Below are 23,773 nucleotides of genomic sequence, written 5' to 3'. Positions count from 1 at the left end.
AATTTTAGTACATTTGTTTGAAATTTTCAAATAGACTAATATTATGAGAAAACAATTTTTATTTATATTTTCAGCTTTGATTGTAGCATATACTAGTCAGGCTCAGACGAGGACGACAAGGATTGGTTACATCGACATGGAATATATTCTAGAAAATGTTTCAGATTATAAAGAAGCTAAGGCTCAATTAGAGTTAAAAGCTCAAAAGTGGAAACAAGATATAGAAGCCAAAAAACTCGAGATCAATAAACTTAAAGAGGGACTTAAAGCCGAAAGAGCTTTACTTACCAAGGAACTTATTGATGAAAGGGAAACAGAAATTAAATTTCTGGAAGATGAAATGCTGACTTATCAGGACAAACAATTTGGAGCTAACGGAAACTTGATCCACCAAAAGGCAGCATTGGCAAAGCCGATACAAGATCAGGTTTTTACCGCAGTTCAGGATATAGCAGAAGCTAAAAATTATGATTTTATCTTTGATAAATCATCCGATTTAACAATGCTTTTTAGTAATAAAAGATTTGATATTAGCGATCAGGTTATTCGTGTTTTAAACCGTACTGATAAACGTGAGCAACTGACTAAAAAACAATTGAAAGATCAGGAAGCCAAAGAAAAAATAGAAAATGCTATTGATGAAAATCCGGCAATGCAGGACAGACAAAAAGTATTAGACGAGAAAAGGGCTGCCAGAGAAAAATTAATTGAAGACAGACGTTTAGAACAGGAAGCTAAGAAAAAAGAATACGACGATCGAAGAAAAGCGATTGCAGCTGAAAGAGAAGCGAAAAAAAATGGCACGGTTTCTGAACCAGTTAAAACAGAGACAACCAAAACAGACGCTACAAAAACTGATGCAACAGCACAACCTGCAGCGACAACAACAACTCAGCCTGCAGTAGACAAAGCAGCAGAAAGACAAAAGCTTTACGAGGAACGTAAAAAAGAATTAGAAGAGAGAAGAAAGAAAATTTTAGAAGAAAGAGAAGCGGCTAAAAAAGCAAAAGAAGCCGAAGCACAAAAATCAAATACGACCAATAATTAATTAATATTTTTAAAAATGATGAAACAAATCAAAACTTTACTAATTGCTGCCATTTTAGTTTTAGGAGCAAGTAACACAATGAACGCACAAGCTAAGGTAGCTCATGTTGATGTTAGCGAGATTATGTCGAAAATGCCTGCAATGCTGGATGCACAAAACCAATTACAAAAATTAAGTGGTACATACGATGCAGAATACAAAAAAATGGTTGACGAATACCAAGTAAAAATCAAAAAGTATGAAGCTGAAGCTGCAACAGTAACAGAAGCTGTAAACACAGAACGTTCTAAAGAAGTTCAGGACATGCAAAAAAGAATCGTTGACTACAGAGACAACGCTCAAAAAGAATTACAACAAAAAGAAACTGACATCGTAAAACCATTAATGGAAAAAGTGAGAGCTTCTATCCAAAAAGTTGGAAAAGCTAAAGGTTTCCAATATGTATTAGATGGTTCTACTCTTTTATTAGCTGACGGTCCAAACTTGACTGCTGATGTAAAAAAAGATTTAGGATTCTAAAAAACAGATTTCTTAAAATAAAAAAACTGCTTAAACTTGTAAAAGATTTAAGCAGTTTTTTTTTACATTTAATTAAAACTAAAAAACCGAAATATTCGCACATTTCACCTAAATTGGAATACTAATTTATTTCAAAAAACACTAAATTTGTAGCATGACGAATAACAATCCTATAGGCATTTTTGATTCTGGTATTGGAGGAACTTCCATCTGGAGCGCCATTCACGACTTACTTCCAAACGAAAAAACTATTTATTTAGCCGATAGTAAAAATGCTCCTTATGGTCAGAGAACAAAAGAAGAGATTGTTGCCCTGAGCAAAAAAAATGTTGATTTTTTACTTGATCAGAATTGCAAACTGATTGTCGTAGCCTGCAATACCGCGACAACAAATGCTATTTTAGAACTTCGTGCTAATTATGATATCCCCTTTATAGGAATTGAACCCGCCATAAAGCCGGCCGCCAATAACTCAAAAACACAAGTAATTGGCATTTTAGCAACTAAAGGAACGTTGAATAGCGAGTTATTTAATAAAACGGCAGAGATGTTCCAGAACACTAAAATAATTGAACAGGTGGGCTACGGACTTGTTCAGCTTATTGAAGATGGAAATCTAAATTCTCCTGAAATGACTCAGTTACTAGAATCGTACCTGCAGCCTATGATCGATGCTAATATAGATTATCTTGTTTTGGGCTGTAGCCACTACCCTTACTTAATTCCTCAGATTAAAAAAATCCTGCCCGAACATATTCAGATTATTGATTCGGGAGAAGCGGTCGCAAGACAAACTCAAAATATTTTGCGCGATAAAGTGGGTTTTAATGACAATCAAAAAAGTGATCCTGTATTTTATGTCAATTCAAATCCAGAGGTTTTAAAATCAATTTTAGAATACAAATATCCTGTAATTCAAAAAGACTTTTAATCCCTTAATCTATTTTTCGTTTAATAAACCATATTCCGTCTAATGATAAATTAAGAGATAGTTTATGGTAGTTTTCTTTTATTAAATTGTTCGAAATACTTCCTTTTTGTCCGTACGAATACGAAATATTCAAAGCCGAATATGTATTTTCAAGCGGCAAAGAAAGCCCAAAAGAAACCGCTGCATTATTGATGCGTTTTCCGTCGACTTCCAGGTAACCGGTATCAAAGTTTACCCCTGTCGCATATTGAATTCGATCCCAATATTTTCGAACATTCTTTTTAGTTCTGTACGTAAAGCCAAGTGCAAATCGATCCTGATTGACAAAATTGCCATACAACTCAGACTGATTACTATTACTCCACAAACTTTTTTCGTAATCTAACGTCATGTTCAGATTATTTTTAAAACGCTTACTGATTCCAAAACCCATTTCTAAAGGCACGTAGTAATCGTCTGTATCCGATTTAACATTAGACTCTACAGTAGTGACAACATCATCTGCAATAGTCTGAACCGTTTGTACCTTTGAGGCTTTAATTTGAGCCGGTAGTTTGAATGTGGTAGCAATGGTAAAAGTAGAATCAATTTTATATTGCGCTCCTAATGTACCACGCCAGCCGTTATACGTTGTTTTTTTCTGAATACTGGTAATCGAATTCGAAATCAAAAAGCTTCGATCGTCACTTGTATTTCCAAACAATACAGCTGCCGACGCTCCAAGAGATAATTTTTTTCCAAATCGATAGCCGTATGAAAAATCAAAATTATTTAATCCGCCAGACCCCATAGCAGTTAAATAGTAATAATCCTGACTATTTTCTATAGGCATTTTTAAGTTTGAAATTTTAAATGCAGCACTCGAATACGGTTTTAAAGCCAAACTAAATCCCGAATTTTTAGTAACCGGAAAGGCAAAAGCAATATGCGAAAATTGAAAATTATTGCGGCTTTCGCTTTTCGAATTGTTTTGATAAGTTGTTGCAATAGCCTTTCCTCCTATGTCAAACATAAAATGATTTTGAGGTAAATATCCTAATGCTGCCGGATTTAGATTATTTATAAAAGTATCTGATGGCAAAGCAATTCCCGATGAACCAATGGAAGGAATTACACCAAAATCAGCATCATATAAACTACCCACCCCGTATAACGAATAAGGCGAACTTGAAATACTTTGCGAAAACGAAGTTAGCGACAAAACCATGAAGCAACTTAAATACACGAATTTACTTTTCATTTAATAAGAGATGTAATAAATTTTAAGCTGGATTTTATTGTTTAAGTTTTTTTGATCACCTAAAACAATTCGACCCACGGCTTTAGAAATTGAAGGTAATGTCAGGATAAGAGAGGATCGGGAATCTGTATTTTTTAGCATTTCTTTTTGCAAAAAAGTACCAATAGGGATCGTATATCCAATGTTTTCATTAAACTCATCAGTTTTTTTATTGAGAATACCAAAAACCGCAGTTCCTGCAGAATTCTGTAATGAACCGCTCAACCTGTTCAAATTATCAGCCACATAAATCTTTAAGGAATCAGCCAGAGGATAATTTTGAGAATACGTATTACTAACAGGTTTCAGAAGAATTTTAGCATCTACAATTGCTCCATTGGCAGCTATCTTTTTAAGCTGCTTGATATTCGGAAAATCGATCCTGCACGCCACACCTGAACCCGATTGAATAAATCCCTGCTTATTGGTTAATGCGCTTGAAAGTTTACTGCTCGATACAGGTAAATTTTCAAGTAAAGTTCCCGTTTTGTCGGATGAAATGGCATTGAATTGTTTTGCAGCATCCGTAATAGTAAAATCTAGTATAAAAGAAACTTGTTCAGTGTCTGCCTGATACTTTGAGTAATACAGCCGGACTTTGCTTGTTGCAACATGAAAACCAATAACGCTGGTAGAATTTGAAGTTACCGGCACAAGAACGAGACCTTTTAGATATTCATTAAAACTATCAAAGTCTGTAATTTCTCTTTTCTTTAATTTCTGAAAGAGAGCCGCTCCAAAAGCATCATTCATTTTAATATTGACAGAGTCTTTCTCAATTGGCCTGGGTTTATAAGATATTGTTCCTAAACTTTCGTCACTATAGGTCAATGACGAATTATTATAGAAGCTTTTATCCTCGGTATTAGGCTTTACTTTTTGAGTTAGTCGATGAATATTAAAAGTTTGCACCTTTGTGGTATCCCCATAATAATAGTTATCATATTTTAGAATCATCGAAATAGAATCAAAAACATAATTGGTCGTTTCTGTATCAGAACCGCTACTATTTAATACATACGAATTTGAAGCCAATTGAAAATAACTGTTCGATTTTACTTCCCCAAAAATGGGATCTTCATAACTCCCTATCAAAATACGGTTTTGACTGGAGGTGACAAGAGAGTCAAAATTTATCGTAGACATTTCCACTGTAACGGTATCAATTAAAATAACTTTATTACCTACGGCGAGATAATCTGACCCTACAACAAATTCGCCGGCATCAGAATCAGTTCCGCATGAAATTACGGTTATTGCCAAAAACAACATCAATATAAACTTGTGCATATTCAAATTTTTTGAACAAATATAAATTGCACTCTCCTGCACTACACTATAACATATACAACCAAGCGTTTTTAGACTATAAAAGGCAAAAAAACATCTATAACATATCAATACCATCAAATACTTCACTCAGCCTTAAAAAGTGCCATTTAGTCTATCAAAAAGTACCGTACATATATCTTCTTTTTTTTAAAACCACTAGCCACCTACTTTTGAACCAATAAATAAGTAATGAAAACAAGGTTTTTAATTTGTTCGTTTTTTTTGATTTCAATTTTCAGCATGAAAGCTCAGGAGAACTTTTCAGTATATGCGAATGCAAAAACAGAACCTACCGATAAGATTAAATTTAATGAAACCAATATTGGTATAACGTTTATTAAAGAAATAGGTTCGAGAAACAAAATAACAAACATATTAGAATATTCTAATTTGAAAGTGAATTATGAATTAGACAGCAATATTACGTATACGAATTTGGATCAGTTTAATCAGATTCAGAACAAGTTTGAATTTTCTCGCAAGATTTCAAAAACAACAAATATGAATTTTTCGATTACGCCAACGGTAAATTTTCAAAGTAATTTAGACAGTAATGATTTCACCCTTTTAGGAAGTTTTCAGGTTCAGCAGCAACTCAGTTCAAAGACGTTTTTCAGCATTGGAATGGCAAGAACAAGCATTTTTGGTTCTCCTAAATTCCTGCCTGTTGCATCCTTAAACTACAAAGTAAACAACGAAGCTTATTTGCTCATTGGGTTTCCGGATTCAAAAATTTCATACTCAAACAATATTCGAAACAAATTTAGTGTAAACAATAGTTTCAATGGTAATTTTTATCATTTAGACCCAGAAAATAATCTAAGTAACAATGCCTCAAAAGTGAGCTTATCGCAAATGACTACGGCACTTGAATACGAAAGAAATGTAGACAAAAACTGGTTTCTAAATTTTAAAGCCGGATATGATTTTAATAAAAAATACAACCTCATCGATAAGGACAATCATAAAGTATATGACTTTAATACCGGTAATGGTTATGTTTTAGGAATTGGCATTAAATACAAACAATAAATAAATTTAATACACTATGAATAATTTGAAAAAAGGAATATTATTCGCGGCATTGTTTTCAAGCCTCTTTTTTATTGGCTGCAGCAACGACGATGACGACGATGATTTAGTAGGAAACTGGATTAAAAAATCGGCATTTGATGGACCTGCAAGATCTAGTGCTACCAGTTTTGTTATTGGAGATTATGCTTATGTAGCAACAGGTTATACGGGTGACGTTTATTTAAAAGATTTATGGGCGTACAATTCTACCGGAGATTATTGGGAACAAAAAGCTGATTTTACAGGAATTGGAAGAAGCTCTGCCTCTAGTTTTACACTTAATGATAAAGGCTATGTTGGTCTTGGCTACGATGGAACCAATAAACTAAAAGACTTTTATCAATACGACCCTACAAGTAATAGCTGGACTCAAAAAGCTGATTTTGCAGGAACAGGACGTTATGCTGCGGTAGGTTTTCAGGCTGGCGGAAAGGCTTATTTTGGAACTGGCTATGACGGAAATTACCTTAAAGATTTTTATCAGTACAATGACCTGACCAATACATGGACACTTGTAAACGGATTTAGTGGAAATAAACGCCGTAATGCTACTGCTTTTGTAATTGCAAACAAAGTATATTTTGGAACCGGAATTAATAACGGAGTTTATCAGGAAGATTTCTGGGAGTTTGATCCTGCTACAGATGTATGGACCAGAAAACGTGATATAGATAAGGACACAGATGATGATTATTCTTACAATGATGAATACGCAATTGTTCGTTCGAATGCTTCTAGTTTCACCATGAACGGATTAGGATATATTGTGGGAGGAGAAAATGTAAAAACAACCTGGGAATACAATCCATCAACAGATTTATGGGTAGAAAGAACCCCAATGGAAGGAGCCAGCAGAACAGATGCAGTTGGTTTTGCCATAAACAATCGTGGTTTTTATATGCTTGGAAGAGTAGGTTCTACCTATTTTGATGATGCCTGGGAGTTTAAACCTTTAGACGAACAAAGTGACGACGATAATTAATCATAAAAAACAATTCTTCTGGAGTAAAATCCGGAAGAATTTAATGTTGCTTTTACCGGTTTTACTATTTACAGCTTGTGTGAAAAATGAAAATTTTAAAACGGAATCCTTTAGAACTACGTCAGGTTGGGGTTATTCCATTGCTTTTAAAAATAAAATTATAATCAGGCAGTCTGTGATTCCGGTAATAAGCGACACTAAAAGTTTTACTAGTGAAAGTGACGCCTTAAAGGTCGCTCATTTAGTAGTAAACAAACTCAATCAGAACATATCACCAACCGTAACCAAAAATGATTTAATTTTATTAAAAATTAAATTATAAATGACAATAGATACTATCAGAAACACGAGTTCAAATAAAATTTTATTTCATTGCATTATATGGATTTTCTTCATTCTGACTTCATTAATTCAGTTTTACGAAAGTCCGTTCAGGATCAACAATGATTTTTATGTACAATGGGCTACAGGAATTATCCTGTTCTATCTCAATTACTTTTATTTGGTTCCCGTATTACTTTTAGAAAAAAAATACTGGTTGTATTTTGTATTTGTATTTGCTCTTATTTTATTATTTATGATTATAAGGATTAATTATTTTATTCCTGACTTTTCGCAGGTAAGACAATTAAAGCCTAGCAACATTATGCACACCATACCGCCAGAAGATTTTAAATTAATGTATAAAGGCCGAAGAGTAAGAGCTGCAGTGTTAGCAACAAGACAGCCTTTATTTTTTAAAATTGGGCCTTCATTTTTTTATATCTTAATTATTACCATAAGCGCTATTATTAGAACGCTTACAGAATTTTATAACAATCAGCAAAACAAATTAATTGCAGAAACACACAGAACAAATACCGAATTGATTTATTTGCGCAAACAGACCAATCCGCATTTCTTATTCAATTCCTTAAATAGTATTTATTCACTGGCACACAAGAAATCTGATTTGGTCCCTGATGCCATCGTAACATTATCAGAGCTCATGCGCTATATGCTCTATGAAACAGATAATAAAACGGTGGCTTTAGAAAAAGAAGTCAATTACATCCAGAATTATATCGAGTTACAAAAACTCAGGCTCAACAATATCGAAGACATTGTTATCAATGTACACGGTGATACCCGAAACAAGTTTATTGAACCTTTATTGCTTATTTCGTTTGTTGAAAATGCGTTTAAATACGGAACCGATTACAAAGGTGCCGCACATGTAAAAATTAAGATTTTTATTCTTGAAAACAGTCTTGATTTCTGGATCGAAAATACTATTGAAAACTATATTAAAGATCCTGAAAACTCAGGAATTGGATTGGTAAACATTCAAAACCGACTGGACTTGCTTTATCCTAATGCACACGAACTCAACATTACACAAGACAATCACTATTATCGTGTGCATTTGAATTTAAAATTAGACAAAATTCAGACCGCAATAAATTAAAGATAACGGATTATGGACAGAAAAAAATTCATCCGAAATGGTATCTTAGGAATTGCTTCACTGGCCACAGCTTCTAAATTATTAGAATCATGTTCTAAAAGTGACAATGATGATTCCGGTTCAGACACTTTTGGAGATGGAAGCTGTTCTGTTTCTCCATCAGAAACCAAAGGCCCATTCCCTATTAAAACACCTAGTCAGTTAGTTTTAGAAAACATAAAATCTGATAGAATTGGAGTTGCGTTGCTTATTAATTTAGTTATCGAAAATAAAAACAATAATTGCTCGCCATTGGCCGGTGTTTTGGTCGATGTATGGCATTGCGCCAAAGACGGAAATTATTCAGAATACGGCGGAACCTCAATGCAACAAACGGATTATACCTCAGTTCATTTTTTAAGAGGCAGACAAACTACAGATTCAAAAGGAGAAGTTTCGTTTCTTTCGATTTTTCCTGGCTGGTATCAGGGCAGGGCACCGCATATACATGTTGACGTTTTGAGCGCCAGCGGCTCATCATTACTGGTAACACAAATTGCTTTTCCCAAAACTATTTCGAGTACCGTATATTCGAGTACCAACTATGCCGCTCACGGCCAGGCCGATACTTCGAACACAAAAGACAATGTCTTCTCTGACAGTTTAGCTGATGAATTAGCTACCCTAACAGGTAATCTAACAGATGGTTATACTTTAAGCAAAACAATTATTGTAAAAGGATAATCGAGCATAATCCGTATTTTATGATAATTTTAAAACTTAATTTACTGGTTTAAAACTACTTTTGAGCACCAAATAAAATCTTTAAATCTAAATCTTCAACAAATGAAATGTGTAATTATAGACGATGAACCTTTAGCGGTTGAATTATTAGAAGATTTTGTTCGAAAAGTAGATTCGCTCGAACTCATCAGTACCTTTAATAATGCTATCGATGCCGTTTCATTTATAAACCAAAACAATGTTGATTTGATTTTTCTGGACATTCAGATGCCACATTTTTCCGGAATTGATTTTTTAAATACAATCGAAAAAAAGCCTTTGGTTATTTTTACAACTGCTTTTTCTGATTATGCCGTAGAAGGTTTTAACCTGGGTGCTGTAGACTATTTAGTAAAACCTATTCCGTTTCATCGTTTTTTAAAATCGGTTGTACGTGCGCAACAGGTTTTAAACCCCTCAACAGCCATTCAGGCCATTTCTGAAAACACCACTGCTCCTGAATTAGAACAGGATTTTATGTTTGTAAGGGCAGAATATGAAAACGTCAAAATGAATTTTTCAGATATTTTATTTATCGAAGGTTTAAAAGATTACGTCAAAATTTACACGACAGATAATAAATTCACGCTGACTTTAATCAGTTTAATAAAGCTGGAAAACTTACTCTCCAGCAAAGGATTCTCCCGAATTCACAGGTCGTATATCATTAATATAAAACATGTAAAATCGATTCAGAAAAATAAAGTTTTGATTAGCGACAAACGAATCCCGATAAGCGAAAGTTATAAAAATGCTTTTTTCGAAAGAATCAACTTGTAAGTTTTTTAAATTCCCAAAAAAAACCGATACCTATCGGGATTATTTTTTGGAATTTAAAAATTTTATTCTTCGTTTTTAAACCAACCCGAATACATGACATAATTGTTCGAAATACGTTCAATTTCGCCTGCAAAGTCTGACTGGTCAATATCTTTTACTTTTTTTGCCGGAACACCTGCGTAGATGGCTCCAGAAGGTACAATTGTATTTTGAGTAACAACAGCTCCCGCAGCTATAATTGAGTTGCTTTCTACAACACAATTATCCATTACTATGGCCCCCATTCCAATCAAAACATTGTCATGAATCGTACATCCATGCACGATAGCATTATGTCCTATCGAAACATTGTTTCCTATAATAGTGGGGTGTTTTTGATAGGTACAATGTATAATTGCCCCATCCTGAATATTCACTTTATTCCCAATCGAAATAAAATTTACATCGCCGCGAATTACAGCATTAAACCAAACGCTGCAGGAATCTCCAAAAACAACGTCGCCAACAATTGTAGCGTTTTCAGCAACATAACAATCCTCAGGGATCGAAGGGGTTTTTCCGTTTACAGATTTTATAAGCATGATAAAAATTTAATTAATGGCCGGACAATTACAATCGTAACGTTCCTTTTTACAAAATAAATTAATTCCCAAAGTAATTTGATGGTATCCGCCAGTGTCAAATTTCACATCGCCGGTAACCTGAGAATATGTATAAGCAAACATAAAGTTTTTATAGTTTACACCTATTATAGGTGTGATATATTGCAATTTTTGAGAAGCTACTCCATTATTTGAGTTACTATATTGTACGCCATCAAAACTTCTTCTGTACGATAATGCAGCCCACAAGCTACCAAAATCCATGTTTTTATAAGCCTTCATATTTAAATCAATAGATTTTTGCTGTGTTTTATCAAATAATTGAAATAAAATCGATGGCTCCCAGGTAATACTATTGCTTTTACCAAAAACATATCCGGCACTCAATAAAAACTTTCTAACATTATCACTTTCGTAGTCCGTGTACAATTCTCTTCTGGTTTCTAATAATCCCTGTACTGTTGCATGGGCATAAAAATCAAGATAATTATAAGAGGCTCCAACATCAATATTAAAATAAGAATCCTTTTGAATCTGACCAAAAACAATTGGGTCAAAAGTTCCTCCAAATTTAGTTTCATCAAGCTGGCTCTGAATTATTCCTCCGCTAATACCAAATGAAAGCTGATTTAGATCGATTTCATCTCTGGAGAACATAATATGGTGCGCATAAGTAAGCTTTACTCCTTTTTGCGAATGATAACCATTTTCATCATTAAAAATAATAATTCCGGCCCCTGATCGTTCGCCTACTCTACCATTAAAAGTTAAGGTTTGAAGTTGTGGTGCATCTTCCTGACCAAACCACTGTTTTCTAGCTGTTAATCTTATTTTAGCACAATTGGCAGCACCTGCCATTGAGGGGTGAATCAAGTAATAATTATCTGATAAATAATCTGAATAAACGGGTATTCCTTCTTGCGAATAGGAATAAGATGTTACGATTAAAAAAATAAATAAAACCCTGATTCTAAATTTCATAAAGGCAAATTTGTTGGTATAAATTTTAGACTCTCACAATTTAATACGATTTATTTGAAAAGAGTCTTAATTATTTTATTAAAAAATCAAATATAGGTATTAGTAGAAAATAACTTTACTAAATTTGTGGAAAATTACAAATCATGACAAAAATCACCATAAAAGAAACTCAAAATCCAACTATACTAAAGTTCGAATTTGAAGATTTCATTACAAAAAATCAAAATTTTGAATTTAAAAATATCGATGAAGCACAAGCATCGCCATTAGCACAACAATTATTTTATCTTCCGTTTGTAAAAACGGTATATATTTCAGGAAACTTTATTGCCATCGAAAGATACAGTATTGTGGAATGGGATGATGTAAAAGATGCTGTTGCTGAACAAATTGCCTCATTTGTAGACAAAGGCGGTATCATCATAAAAATGGATGAGAATGCGCCTAAAAAGCAACCTATCACGGTTTACGGAGAAACCACTCCTAATCCTGCTGCTTTAAAATTTGTAGTAAGCAGAATGCTGACCAAAAATGCCGTTGAGTATAAAAATATCGATCAGACGGCTTCTTCTCCACTGGCAAAAGAATTGTTTAAATTTCCGTATGTAAAAGAAGTTTTTATTGATGAGAATTATATTTCGGTAACTAAATATGATATCAACGATTGGGATGAAATTACTTTAGAAGTAAGAACTTTTATCAAACAATATATCGAGAACGGAGGAACTGTTTTAGATGAAAGTTTAATTGAAGTTGCCACTAAAAATGATGTTACAAAAGATGAAGCATTTGATAAATTAGATGTTACCTCTCAACAAATCATCAATATATTAGAAGAATACGTGAAACCTGCAGTTGCGGCTGATGGTGGAAACATTGCTTTTGACTCTTATAATGAAGACGACAAAACGGTAAAAGTAATTTTGCAAGGTGCCTGCAGCGGTTGTCCTTCTTCTACTTTTACTTTGAAAAGCGGAATCGAAAATATGCTAAAAAGTATGTTGAATGATGAAGCGATCAAAGTAGAAGCTGTAAATGCATAATTATTTATTCGTAAAAATATAGAAAGCGCCTCAAATGAGGCGCTTTTTTATTGAATTCATATCTCCTTAATTTTCAATAAATTATTCCGTTTTAGTGTGATAAAAATAGTTTAATATTGTATTCTAAACCAATCAATATAAAACTATGGGATTATCTTCATTTTTCAAGAATTTATTTGGCTCAGCCAAAGATTCAACTACAGATTTGGCCAATCAGGCCGAGGTTAAGTTTGAGCAGGCAAAAGAAGCTGCCGCTCCTTATATTGACAAAGCAGAAACTTTTGCCGAGGAAACGATTGCAAAAGCAAAAGAAGCATCAGAACCTATCCTTGAAAGTGCAGCTGAATATGCGAACAAGGCAAAAGATATAGTAAGCGAATATGTCGAAAAAGCTTCGGATTCGTTAAGTGACGTAATCGATTCTGTAAAAGAAAAAACAACCGAGACATCCAGCACAACCAAAACCATAGTGGTCGAAACTGCAGCAGATACTGCTGAAAAAACTGAAACCGCAACAGACGAAGTTATTGATACGATTCCTCCTAAGGAATAAGGACTCATTTTTTCTAATAAAATAAATATATCTATATTTGCAGCATTAATACGCCTTCTCTTTGAGAAGGTTTTTTTATTCGAAAAACATGAACATGAACCCAGACCAGGTTAGCAATTACATTACTAAATTTATTGACATATTAGTTGACTATGCTCCTAAATTAATCTCGGCATTTATTATTTTGTTTGTTGGTATCTATGCCATCAGGTTAATAAACAGAATTATTACAAAGGTAATGATCAAAAGAAATTTAGATCCTACCTTAACAAGGTTTCTTTCGGACATCTTAATATGGGCACTCCGAATTTTATTATTTGTAACAGTTATTGACAAACTTGGAATTGGAACTTCGTCATTTGTTGCCATTTTAGGTGCCATGGGACTTGCAGTAGGTTTATCATTGCAAGGTTCGCTTTCTAATTTTGCAGGAGGAATGTTAATTATCGTTTTTAAACCTTTTAAAGTTGGCGATACGATCGAAGCACAAGGAGTTGTAGCAACTGTAGTCGAAATTCAAATTTTTGTTACCAAGATGCTTATGGGTAATAATCAAACTGTTTTTGTACCTAATGGTGCTTTATCAAACGGGACCATTATCAATTACTCTATGCAGGGAGAACGAAGAGCCGATTTTACATTTTCAGTTTCGTACGACTCTGATATTAAAAAAGTAAAAGAGATTCTTTTAGATGTTTTAAACAATAACCCTAAAGTACTTAAAAAGCCGGCACCAGAAGTTTCTGTAAAGAATCTAACAACAAACTCTGTTGATTTTGCAGTAAGGCCTTGGGCAAAAAAAGCAGATTATGGATCTGTTTTTTCAGATACTTTAGAAAATTGCAAAATAGCTTTAGACGAAGCCGGAATTTCATTTCAGCCGTTTACAATTGAAAAATAAAATAGTTTATTGTTTTTTTGATGGAGGCGCCATCATAAAATCTTTTAAATAATACGGTTCAAAATAAGCGACATCTACAGTGTCGCTTTTTTGATATTTATCATAACTGATTTTACTCATTGCAGCAGCAGATGGAAATTTGATTTCTTCTAAAAATATGAAGTTTTCTTTAGTTAAAACCGGTTTGCATTTATCGGCACAATCACCTACAAAATAAACCGTTTCTGTATATGATGCAAAAGAATCTTCGGTGATTACTTCTGCTTCTATTCCTCTTTCTACTTCTAAACTGGCATTAAAAACTTCGCTGTAAACCTCCATTCTTCTCGCGTCCAGCATCGGAATAATTTTTCCGTCACTAACTTTTGCCTGTGAAGCTAAAGTCTGCAAGGTATCAATCGCAATTAAAGGAATATTTAAAGCAAAACACAATCCTTTTGCTGCCGAAACTCCAATTCGTAAACCCGTGTATGAACCAGGGCCCTGACTTACGGCAACAGCTGCTAAATCCTGAGCCGAAATTCCTGCCTCAGCAATTACTTCTTCTATAAAAACATGCAGTTTTTCGGCGTGAGAATAGCCTTCTTCTGCAATTTCTTTACATACAATTGTTGCCCCATTTTTAGCAATGGACACTGAGCAATTTTTAGTAGCCGTTTCTATATTTAGGATAAAAGACAATGTGTTTATTTTTTTAATGTTATTATTTATGTCACACTAAGCGAAGTAGAAGTCCTTTATACTTTCGAAGACTTCCACTTCGCTCATTCTGGCATTATTATTTCTTTAGAATATCTTACTATTTTTTAGGTAAATCGGCACTTTTAAGCTTGACTTTATCACCCGAATTTAGTTCTTTAGAAACCGTTGTATACGGTCCAGTAATTACTACATCACCCGGTTTTAATCCTGTCATTACTTCAATATTTGTATCGTCCTGAATACCTGTTTTAATAACTCTGATTTTAGCTTTGTCTCCTACTTTTACAAAAACGCATTCGAACTTTTTATCGCTTTTTGGAGTTGCTTTTTTATCATCATTCGGATCTTCCACTTTAAAATCTTTTACAGCAGTAGTATCTGATTTTACCACTACAGAACTAATTGGCACTGCCAGAACATTATTCTTAGTTCTTGTAATAATATCGACAGTTGCCGTCATTCCTGGTCTAAAAGGCGAATAAGTATTTGGCTGTCCTTCCAGCAAATCCTGATATGATTCTTTGAGGATACGAACTTTTACTTTAAAATTAGTTACCTGATCTGATGTTAGTGTTGTACTTGCAGAGTTAGAAATACTGGTTACTGTGCCTCTGAATTTCTTTTTTAGATAAGCATCAACTTCAACATTTGCTTCATCGCCAATTTTTACTTTTACAATATCATTTTCGTTAACGTCAACTTCAACTTCCATATTGTTTAGGTTTGCTACTCTCAAAAGTTCTGTTCCTGCCATTTGTTGCGTTCCCAAAACACGCTCTCCCAATTCAACATTTAAAACAGAAATTGTTCCGTCAGCAGGAGCATAAATCAAAGTACGTCCTAAATTATCTTTTGCTTCTGTAACAGATGCCGAAGCACTCTGAACATTATAGTAAGCATTCTGTCTTGTTGCTTTGGCTACTTCATAAGTCGAAATAGCTTTGTCCCAATCAGATTTTGAAATTACTCCTTTATCATACAGAGTCTTATTACGCTCGTAACTTGCTTTTGCTTCTTTGTAACTGGCTTCAGACTGTGTTAAACCTGCTTTAGTTCCTGATAAATTTGCAACAGAACGATCTAATCCTGAGGTATATAAATCAGGATTTATTTTAACCAGCAAATCTCCTTTTTTTACAACCTGTCCTTCTTTTACATTTAGTGCAATAATTTCACCTGAAACCATCGATGAAAGTTTCACCTCTATTTCGGGTTGAATTTTACCAGTTGCAGATACCGTTTCAATAATGGTTGAAGCGATTACTTTTGAAACCTCAACTTCTTTTCCTTCATCTTTATTTCCTATTACTCCTGCTTTCGAAAGACCAATTAAAACTGCGATAATGACTACCGCACCACCCAGTAAGAAATAAATTGTTTTTTTTGACATAATAAATTATTTTGTGATAATTGGAACTATTGGAATTCCAAAGTAGAATTCAAGTATTTTTATTTTAAACATGTAATCGTATTTTGTTCTGATAACGTCTGACTGAGCATTGGTTAACAAGGTTTGAGCCTGAGTAAAATCAAATGAATTCATCAAACCTACATCATACTTTTCTTTTGCATAGTTGTAAGCCTGTTGTCTTGCCTCTAAGGTTACCGTTGATGATTCATATGCATTTAAAGCTCCTTTTGCATCCGTAAAAGCAGTGTAAACGTTACGTTGCAAATCTAAACTTTTTTGCTCTAAATCTATTTTAGATTTCTCTAAACTTACTTTATTTCGTTCAACATTATTTTTAACTGAGAAACCATTAAAAATAGGCACACTCAATTGAAAACCAAAGTTATGTCCTTTGTTATCACTAAACTGATCAAAAATTGGCAGCGGACCTGCTAAAACCGGCTGGTCATTAGCATCAACTCCTATAATTCTGTCGCTATAACTGGCTCTTGTGCTGAATTGATAAAAACCTCTAAGTGTTGGCTGATAAGCACCTCTTGCAATAGCAACATTTTTCTCCGCTACTTCAAGATTTGTTTGGGCTAATTTTAACTCTGTTCTTATTTCTTTGGCTTTGTTATAAATATCAACCGGAGTCTGCGCCAGAATATTATTTTCATCTTTTGCGTTTGTATCATCTACAACATCAAAATCTGCAAATTCTTTTAATTGTAAAAGCTGTGCTAAACTTAATTTAGAAATTAATAAACTGTTTTCAGCAATAATTATAGCTTGCTGATCTGTTGCCTCAGTAGCTTTTAAATCATACAAATCACCTCGAGGAATTGTTCCTGCATTCACCATTTCCTGAGAACGGGCCAAACGTTTTTGATCAATCGATAATTGCTCTTTTTTTACTTTTAAATTTTCTTTATTAAAAAGAATTTCCAAAAATGCATTAGCCACATTCAACGAAATATCTTCCTGCATTTTCAATAATTGATATTTTGATGCTATAATAGAAAGCTTAGCTCTTCGATACGTATTTTGATTTTGCAACCCTTTATAGATATCAATCCCTGCATTAACTGCCACTGAAGAATATTGTGTAGTCTGAGTGGTAGCGATATTGGTTACAGGGTTTACGTTAAGACCTATATTCCAGGAGTGCGAAGCATCTCCGTTTACCGTTGGAAGATAATTACCAAATGCACCTTTTTTATCAATTGCTGCATTCTTTACATCTAATTCTGATAATTTTATTGTGATATTATTATCTAATGCATAACGTACGCATTCTTCTAATGTCCATTGTTTTGATTGTGCCTGAGATGATAAACCAAACCCGAAAAGCATGGCAAAAACAAGACTATTATATTTATTTATTTTCATATATTTTGAATGAAAGCGCAGTAAAAACAATGCTACGCAAATTTAACATTTTTTAAAACCAAAAACTCTTTTTATACTTTCAAATTATTTTTTCTCTCCTTCATTAATTAAACCCTGATTCCAGATTTTAATTTTATCCGTGTTTTTAAGTCCACTTTTCACCTGAACATAAATTCCGTCGCTAACTCCTAAAACGAGATCTTGCCTTTTAAATTTTTGAGGAGCCGTTTCTACCTCAACATATGGCTTTTGTGTTTTTTTATCAAATTGCACCAATGATTCTTTAACAGCCAGTACTTTATCAGCCTTCTCTAAAATGATAGACGCATTTGCGCTTAAACCAGCTCTGATAAAGGTCGCATCTCTATTTTCTAATTTGGCTTTTATTTCAAACTGAATCGCTCCGTTTTCTACTACTCCTTTTGGGGCAATATCCGTTAAAGACGCTTCGAATTTTTTGTTTTCGATAGCTCCAACTGTAATTTCAATTGGCATTTGTTCTTTGATTTTACCTACTTCAGATTCGTCAATTTTTCCAATAAAAATCATTCTTCCAACATCGGCAACACTTGCAATTGTAGTTCCTTCATTAAAATTATTACTTTCAATAACCTGATTTCCTACTTTTACCGGAACCGCTAAAACCATTCCTGTTACTGTTGAACGAATTAGAGTATTGGCATAATTACCTAATGATGTGGTTGTTCCTGTTTTTACAATATCCAGGCTTTGTTTTGCAGCCAGATAATTTTGTTTAGCCTGCGTATAGGCCAATTGTGCTGCATCAAAATCATTTGCAGAAATTACATCTTTATCAAACAATGTTTTTTGTCTTTTATAGATTTTTTCCTGATTGTCTAAAGCAATTTTAGCTGTTTGTACCTGATTTTGAGTATTACTAACATTCGATACGTTAGCTACCACTCTAATTTTGGCAATCATATCTCCCGCTTTGATTTTCTCTCCCGCTTTGATATACACTTCTTCTATAATACCTGAGATGTTTGGTTTGATTAGAACTTCTTCATCAGGCTGAATGTTACCGGTTGCAATTGCCGTTTTTACGATCGTTTTAACCTCTGCTTTTTCAGTTTGAAAAACAATTGGAGATTGTTGGTTTTTGGCATACAAATAGTAAAGTGCGCCAAAGAAAACTATAGCAATAAAGATTAAAATGGTTACGGTTACTCCTTTTTTCATTTTGTTTTTGGTTTAATCGATTATATTTTGATTGATAATTTATTCTGTTCGTAAAGCATCTACAGGCTTTACATTAATTGCGGTTTGCGCCGGAATAAATCCTGCCAGCAAACCTGATCCTACTAATATTAATAAAGCAACAAATACAACTCTTAAATCTACACTTGGATTAGCAAACATAGTATTACTTCCCGGCGGCATCGACTCTAATGCCATATTTAGCAGTGCAATCACCCCGGTTGCTACAGCAACGCCAAACATACCTGAGATAATGGTTAAAAATATAGATTCTGATAAAATCTGGCCCCGAATTGCTCCGGGCGTTGCTCCTAATGCTCTTCGAATTCCTATTTCTTTAGTACGTTCTTTAACTACAATCAGCATAATATTGGAGATTCCGATTACTCCGGAAATAAGCACTAAAGATCCTACAAAATAAGCAATGATTTTTAAGATATCAAACAAACTTTGCACTTTACCAAATTGTTCGTATAAATCAAAATTTCCAACTGCGCGATCATCCTTTGGATGTACAGAATGAAGCGCTTTTATTTGTTCTAAAATTTTTGGTTTTAAATCTGTAATAGAAACTTCATCTCGTGCTGTAAGAGCCATCCATCCTACTTTGTCACCATAATTAAAAGCTTGCTGAAAAGTAGTAAAGGGAACAAATATATTCTTTTGTTCTTCCTCTGCATTTCCACCGGTTTGCTTAGAATTATAAACTCCCACTACCATAAAATTGATTCCGTTTATTTTCAGGTAAGTCCCAACAGCATCTTCTTCTTTTCCATAAAGTTCACTAATAACTCCTTTTCCAATCACCGCTACCTTTCTTCTCTGTTCGATATCTTGTTGATTTACAAAACGCCCTTTTATGATATCCATTGGCTGTTGTTTGATCAATTCCGGATAATCTCCGTAAACAGAAAAAGCAGAAGTTTTTGTACCACGTACCACATTATTGGTTCCGTTACCAGAATCTCCCAACTGATTTCTGGGCGAAACGTACAACAAATCAGGGAAAGCCGCTTTTAGCTTTGCAACATCACTATTTCTAAAATCATAACGACGTGTTTTAGGCAAACCTTTATAGGCTTTTGATGTGGTTTGACTCCACATAAACATAGTATTAGTCGCTATTCCGTCAAAACCTTTTTTTACTCCATTTTCGAGACCTTTTCCCGCTGCAAGTAATATTACCAAAATAAATATTCCCCAAAATACTCCAAATGCAGTTAGGACCGTTCTGAAAACGTTGGCTGTTAAGGCCTGTAAAATTTCGTCCCAATTATCTTTCTTAAACATAATTATTCGTCTCTAAGTGCTACAATAGGTTTTATTTTAGCTGCTCTGTATGCCGGGAAAAATCCGGCCATTGCACCTGCAAAGACTAGCAATGCCAATGTAGTTAAGGCTACACTGAAATCGACTTCAGGATTTCTAAAATATTCACTTTGAACCATCGGCCCTACAATTTCTAACAATAATAAACTTGCCAACAATCCAACAAAACCGGCAATAGTGGTAATAAAAATAGATTCGTGGAGTATCATAGAGATAATAGAAAATGGAGAAGCCCCTAAAGCCTTTCTAATCCCAATTTCTTTAGTTCTTTCTTTTACTATAATAAGCATGATATTACTTACTCCTACAACTCCGGCAATAATAGTACAAATACCTACCCACCAGAAAAATAATCTGATGTAAAGGTTTAAATCATAAAACTTCTTTCCCTCTTCTACAGAATTAAAAATACCAACACCACTATCATCATTAGGAGCTACCGTATTTCTACTCTTAAGCAGATCCTTTAAATCCTGAGTGAATTTTTGAGATTGCGCCAGTGCCTGATCATAATTATCTGTCTTTTTTAAGGTAAAAAATAAATTACTTATTTTATCTCCGCCTCCAAATGCTCTTTGTACAGTGGTCTTTGGCAAATAAGCTCTCGCTTCTTCTCTTTCACCTCCCGGATCTGTAAAAACCCCTACGACTTTAAAATTGACATTATTTATTAAAATTTCTTTACCTAAAGGATCACTGTCTTTAAATAAATCTGTTTTTACTTTCATTCCAATAGCAGCTACTTTCTCGTTATTGGCAAGATCACTGCTATTTATAAATCGCCCCTGAACAACAGTAAGATTCTCTACACCTGAAAAATCCGGATCAACTCCTTTATACTGATAACTACCTGATTCTTTACCGTACGAAAAAGCACCTCCCCAGAAATTATAGCTGGCAGATCTTAAGTCTAATTTATCTTCAAATTTCTGTACAGATGCGTTATAATCCCCATTTCTAAATTGAATTTGTCTTCCCGGATTTAATCCCTTATACGGTTTTGTTGTCGTACCGGACCAAACTACAATAATTCCGACAGCATCTTGTTCGAATTGTTTTTGAATTCCGTTCTGAAGTCCTTTACCTGCACCAAGCAAAATCACCAAAATAAAAATTCCCGAAGCTACAGAAACTCCGGTAAGAAATGTTCTCAAACGGTTCTTAGAGATTGCTTCAAAGATTTCTTGCCAACGTTCAATATTAAACATAAGATGACGCTCTAACTTGTTCTACTTTTTTATCATCGATAATTAATCCATCTTTCAGGACCACATTTCTTTTGCACATTGCAGCAATATCAGGTTCGTGTGTAACGATTAGAATTGTTTTTCCTTCATCATTAATTCCCTGAATAAGTTCCATAACCTCATAAGAAGTTTTTGTATCCAAAGCTCCTGTTGGCTCATCGGCCAATAAAACTTTCGGGTTTGAAGCTAATGCCCTGGCTATTGCAACACGCTGTTTTTGACCTCCTGAAAGTTCATTTGGTAAATGATGTGAATGCGAGCCTAAGCCTACTTTCTCTAAATATTTCATTGCAATCTCGTAACGTTCTTTTCGCTTTATACCCTGATAATACAAAGGCATCGCCACGTTGTCAAGTGCTGTTTTATAATTTATTAAATTGAATGACTGAAATACAAACCCTAAAAATTTATTTCGATATCTGGACGCTATTGTTTCGTTTAGATTTTTAATTGGAGTCTTGTCTAAAATATAACTACCCGAATCTGCTTCATCAAGAATTCCTAAAATATTTAAGAGCGTAGATTTTCCAGATCCTGACGATCCCATAATCGCCACTAATTCTCCTTCTTCGATATTAAAATTAATGCCTTTTAACACATGTAACTCTGAATTTCCCATTTTATAGGACTTATGCAAATCTTTGATTTCGATCATGGTATTGTTAAATTTTAAAACAATAATAACATTTTTATTAAGTAATTTATGATAATGAAACGTTAATAATTCCGTTTAGTTATTACAATAAGACTCAATTCTCTATCTATTGTTACACTTTTTTAAGATAATATAATTGTTTTCTTAATTTTGCATCACTTAAAAAAATCTTAACGATGAAGTTTTTTTCAATTATCTCTCTATTTACGGTACTTACCGTTGCTACCAGTTGTTCTACAACTCAAAAACTAGAAACCCTAAAACCAGAACCGGATGATGCAAGTCCGTTAGTTTACGATGCGAATCCTTCGTTTATCAATTTGCCTATCACAGTAAAACTGAGCGACATTCAAAATCAAACCAATTCTTTATTGAATGGTTTAATTTATGAAGACAATAATATCGAAGATGATGATATCGAAATGAAGATCTGGAAACAGGCTCCAATAAAAATTCAGAACGATCCTGCAAACCCGAACAAAAAAATAAAAACAATTCTACCTCTAAAAGCCACTATCAAATATAGAATAGGCACAAAAAAACTTGGAGTAGAACTTTACGACATTAGAGAATTTAACTTAAACGGAGTAATCACTTTATCCAGCGAAGTAGCTTTAACGAACTGGAAATTAAATACAAAAACCGAATTCAAATCTTTAGACTGGAATGAAAGCCCTACAATGATGGTATTTGGAAAAAGTATGCCAATCACTTATTTAGTAAATCCCGCAATTTCTATTTTTAAGTCTAAAATTGAAAAGAAAATTGATGAAGCGATCGAACAGTCGATGGATTTTAAACCAAATGTTTTAACGGCATTAGAAAAAATCTGTACGCCATTCCAGATGAGTGATACTTATGAGAGCTGGCTAAGAATTGTTCCTATTGAAGTCTATTCTACCAATGCCAAACTTAAGAACGATTTGTTTCTACTAGACATGGGAATGAAATGCAATATGGAAACTATCGTAGGGAAACAACCTGAATCCAGATACAGTGCCAGTAAAATTGTATTGAAGCCAGTCACAAAAATTCCAAATCAAATTTCGGCGAATATCGCCGCTATTTCAACTTATATGGATGCTTCAAAGATCATGACCAAAAATTTTGCAGGTCAGGAATTTGGTTCCGGCGGAAAAAAAATTACTGTAAAAAATGTTTCGATCTGGCACAAAAATGGTAAAATGGTTATTGCGCTTGATGTTTTAGGATCAATAAACGGAACACTTTACTTAAACGGAGTTCCACAATACAACCCTCAAACAAAAGAAATTTATTTTGAAAACCTCGATTATGTTTTAGACACAAAAAGCAAATTAATGAGAACCGCAAGCTGGTTGGGCCAGGGTTATATATTAAGAAAAATGGAAGAAAGCTGCCGTTACTCGATTCAGCCCAATTTAGAAGAAGGTAAAAAGACCATGGCCAATTATCTTAAAAACTATTCGCCAATGCCTGGTGTTTTTGTGAATGGAAAAATGGAAGATATTCAGTTTGATAAAATCCAGCTGACCAATCAGGCAATTATCGCTTTTATAAAAATTAACGGAACGGTAAATGTTTCTGTTGATGGATTGAAATAATATTAGTAACAAAACAAACCTTG

Annotated in this window: 24 protein-coding genes; 13 read left to right on the top strand and 11 right to left on the bottom strand. The window is 33.9% G+C overall.

What is annotated here, in order from left to right:
- Positions 1-43 precede the first annotated feature (43 nt).
- The 3 genes from IRZ78_RS19280 to murI all read left to right on the top strand — a co-directional run bounded on the left by IRZ78_RS19280 (position 44) and on the right by murI (position 2,498).
- Positions 44-1,048 carry an OmpH family outer membrane protein gene (locus IRZ78_RS19280; protein WP_194618071.1) on the top strand — a complete coding sequence of 335 codons (1,005 nt, stop codon included), beginning with the start codon at positions 44-46 and terminating at the stop codon, positions 1,046-1,048.
- A 15-nt stretch (positions 1,049-1,063) separates the two neighbouring features.
- Positions 1,064-1,567 carry an OmpH family outer membrane protein gene (locus IRZ78_RS19275; protein WP_194618070.1) on the top strand — a complete coding sequence of 168 codons (504 nt, stop codon included), beginning with the start codon at positions 1,064-1,066 and terminating at the stop codon, positions 1,565-1,567.
- A gap of 154 nt (positions 1,568-1,721) precedes the next feature.
- A complete protein-coding gene (gene murI, locus IRZ78_RS19270; protein WP_194618069.1) occupies positions 1,722-2,498 on the top strand; it encodes a glutamate racemase in 777 nt (258 codons plus the stop codon).
- A 4-nt stretch (positions 2,499-2,502) separates the two neighbouring features.
- Here the strand turns inward: murI and IRZ78_RS19265 are convergent, their stop codons facing one another.
- Both IRZ78_RS19265 and IRZ78_RS19260 read right to left on the bottom strand, forming a co-directional pair.
- Positions 2,503-3,738, bottom strand: a complete 1,236-nt coding sequence (locus IRZ78_RS19265) for an aromatic hydrocarbon degradation protein (RefSeq protein ID WP_194618068.1) — start codon at positions 3,736-3,738, stop codon at positions 2,503-2,505.
- Positions 3,739-5,067, bottom strand: a complete 1,329-nt coding sequence (locus IRZ78_RS19260) for a DUF4270 family protein (RefSeq protein ID WP_228520537.1) — start codon at positions 5,065-5,067, stop codon at positions 3,739-3,741.
- 231 nt (positions 5,068-5,298) lie between these two features.
- On the opposite strand from IRZ78_RS19260, the gene IRZ78_RS19255 reads away from it, so the two are divergent.
- The 6 genes from IRZ78_RS19255 to IRZ78_RS19230 all read left to right on the top strand — a co-directional run bounded on the left by IRZ78_RS19255 (position 5,299) and on the right by IRZ78_RS19230 (position 10,154).
- On the top strand, positions 5,299-6,141 hold the full coding sequence (locus IRZ78_RS19255; protein ID WP_194618067.1) for a DUF6268 family outer membrane beta-barrel protein: 843 nt from the start codon (positions 5,299-5,301) through the stop codon (positions 6,139-6,141).
- A 16-nt stretch (positions 6,142-6,157) separates the two neighbouring features.
- Positions 6,158-7,165, top strand: a complete 1,008-nt coding sequence (locus IRZ78_RS19250; RefSeq protein WP_194618066.1) for a kelch repeat-containing protein — start codon at positions 6,158-6,160, stop codon at positions 7,163-7,165.
- On the top strand, positions 7,149-7,487 hold the full coding sequence (locus IRZ78_RS19245; RefSeq protein ID WP_229029124.1) for a DUF4907 domain-containing protein: 339 nt from the start codon (positions 7,149-7,151) through the stop codon (positions 7,485-7,487). The genes IRZ78_RS19250 and IRZ78_RS19245 overlap by 17 nt, the downstream gene beginning before the upstream one ends.
- Positions 7,488-8,612, top strand: a complete 1,125-nt coding sequence (locus tag IRZ78_RS19240) for a sensor histidine kinase (RefSeq protein ID WP_194618065.1) — start codon at positions 7,488-7,490, stop codon at positions 8,610-8,612. It begins immediately after the preceding gene.
- Positions 8,613-8,624: 12 nt separating this feature from the next.
- The gene (locus IRZ78_RS19235) at positions 8,625-9,335 is read left to right on the top strand and encodes an intradiol ring-cleavage dioxygenase (RefSeq protein ID WP_194618064.1); all 711 of its coding nucleotides are present in this window, start codon (positions 8,625-8,627) and stop codon (positions 9,333-9,335) included.
- Positions 9,336-9,437: 102 nt separating this feature from the next.
- Positions 9,438-10,154, top strand: coding sequence for a LytTR family DNA-binding domain-containing protein (locus tag IRZ78_RS19230; protein ID WP_173972201.1), 717 nt, complete (start codon positions 9,438-9,440; stop codon positions 10,152-10,154).
- A gap of 62 nt (positions 10,155-10,216) precedes the next feature.
- On the opposite strand, the gene IRZ78_RS19225 is transcribed toward IRZ78_RS19230, so the two are convergent.
- Complete coding sequence (locus tag IRZ78_RS19225) at positions 10,217-10,735, bottom strand: gamma carbonic anhydrase family protein (protein WP_194618063.1); 519 nt, start codon at positions 10,733-10,735, stop codon at positions 10,217-10,219.
- Positions 10,736-10,744: 9 nt separating this feature from the next.
- Entirely contained in the window at positions 10,745-11,737 is a 993-nt protein-coding gene (locus tag IRZ78_RS19220; RefSeq protein ID WP_194618062.1) for a type IX secretion system membrane protein PorP/SprF, read from the bottom strand.
- Positions 11,738-11,880: 143 nt separating this feature from the next.
- Between IRZ78_RS19220 and IRZ78_RS19215 the strand changes: the two genes are divergently transcribed.
- The 3 genes from IRZ78_RS19215 (at position 11,881) to IRZ78_RS19205 (ending at position 14,234) form a co-directional block, all read left to right on the top strand.
- On the top strand, positions 11,881-12,780 hold the full coding sequence (locus IRZ78_RS19215; RefSeq protein WP_194618061.1) for a NifU family protein: 900 nt from the start codon (positions 11,881-11,883) through the stop codon (positions 12,778-12,780).
- A gap of 145 nt (positions 12,781-12,925) precedes the next feature.
- On the top strand, positions 12,926-13,333 hold the full coding sequence (locus IRZ78_RS19210; protein ID WP_194618060.1) for a YtxH domain-containing protein: 408 nt from the start codon (positions 12,926-12,928) through the stop codon (positions 13,331-13,333).
- An 88-nt stretch (positions 13,334-13,421) separates the two neighbouring features.
- Positions 13,422-14,234 (top strand): mechanosensitive ion channel domain-containing protein, encoded by an 813-nt coding sequence (locus IRZ78_RS19205; RefSeq protein WP_194618059.1) that lies wholly within the window; start codon positions 13,422-13,424, stop codon positions 14,232-14,234.
- A gap of 6 nt (positions 14,235-14,240) precedes the next feature.
- Here the strand turns inward: IRZ78_RS19205 and tsaB are convergent, their stop codons facing one another.
- From tsaB to IRZ78_RS19170, 7 genes are all read right to left on the bottom strand, one after another.
- Positions 14,241-14,915 carry a tRNA (adenosine(37)-N6)-threonylcarbamoyltransferase complex dimerization subunit type 1 TsaB gene (tsaB, locus tag IRZ78_RS19200; RefSeq protein ID WP_194618058.1) on the bottom strand — a complete coding sequence of 225 codons (675 nt, stop codon included), beginning with the start codon at positions 14,913-14,915 and terminating at the stop codon, positions 14,241-14,243.
- A 118-nt stretch (positions 14,916-15,033) separates the two neighbouring features.
- Positions 15,034-16,326, bottom strand: a complete 1,293-nt coding sequence (locus IRZ78_RS19195) for an efflux RND transporter periplasmic adaptor subunit (protein ID WP_194618057.1) — start codon at positions 16,324-16,326, stop codon at positions 15,034-15,036.
- A gap of 6 nt (positions 16,327-16,332) precedes the next feature.
- Positions 16,333-17,718: a TolC family protein gene (locus IRZ78_RS19190; protein ID WP_194618056.1), complete on the bottom strand. Its 1,386-nt coding sequence runs from the start codon at positions 17,716-17,718 to the stop codon at positions 16,333-16,335.
- 84 nt (positions 17,719-17,802) lie between these two features.
- Entirely contained in the window at positions 17,803-18,918 is a 1,116-nt protein-coding gene (locus tag IRZ78_RS19185; RefSeq protein ID WP_194618055.1) for an efflux RND transporter periplasmic adaptor subunit, read from the bottom strand.
- Positions 18,919-18,957: 39 nt separating this feature from the next.
- A complete protein-coding gene (locus tag IRZ78_RS19180; RefSeq protein ID WP_194618054.1) occupies positions 18,958-20,226 on the bottom strand; it encodes an ABC transporter permease in 1,269 nt (422 codons plus the stop codon).
- 2 nt (positions 20,227-20,228) lie between these two features.
- Positions 20,229-21,473, bottom strand: a complete 1,245-nt coding sequence (locus IRZ78_RS19175; protein WP_194618053.1) for an ABC transporter permease — start codon at positions 21,471-21,473, stop codon at positions 20,229-20,231.
- A complete protein-coding gene (locus tag IRZ78_RS19170; RefSeq protein ID WP_194618052.1) occupies positions 21,466-22,167 on the bottom strand; it encodes an ABC transporter ATP-binding protein in 702 nt (233 codons plus the stop codon). The genes IRZ78_RS19175 and IRZ78_RS19170 overlap by 8 nt, the downstream gene beginning before the upstream one ends.
- A 176-nt stretch (positions 22,168-22,343) precedes the next feature.
- Between IRZ78_RS19170 and IRZ78_RS19165 the strand changes: the two genes are divergently transcribed.
- Positions 22,344-23,750, top strand: a complete 1,407-nt coding sequence (locus IRZ78_RS19165; RefSeq protein ID WP_194618051.1) for a DUF4403 family protein — start codon at positions 22,344-22,346, stop codon at positions 23,748-23,750.
- The last annotated feature ends 23 nt before the right edge of the window (positions 23,751-23,773 follow it).

The organism is Flavobacterium sp. CSZ, assembly GCF_015350725.1.
Taxonomy (GTDB): domain Bacteria; phylum Bacteroidota; class Bacteroidia; order Flavobacteriales; family Flavobacteriaceae; genus Flavobacterium.
The sequence above is the reverse complement of the archived record's forward strand: the minus strand, read 5'-3'. Positions and strand labels throughout refer to the sequence as shown.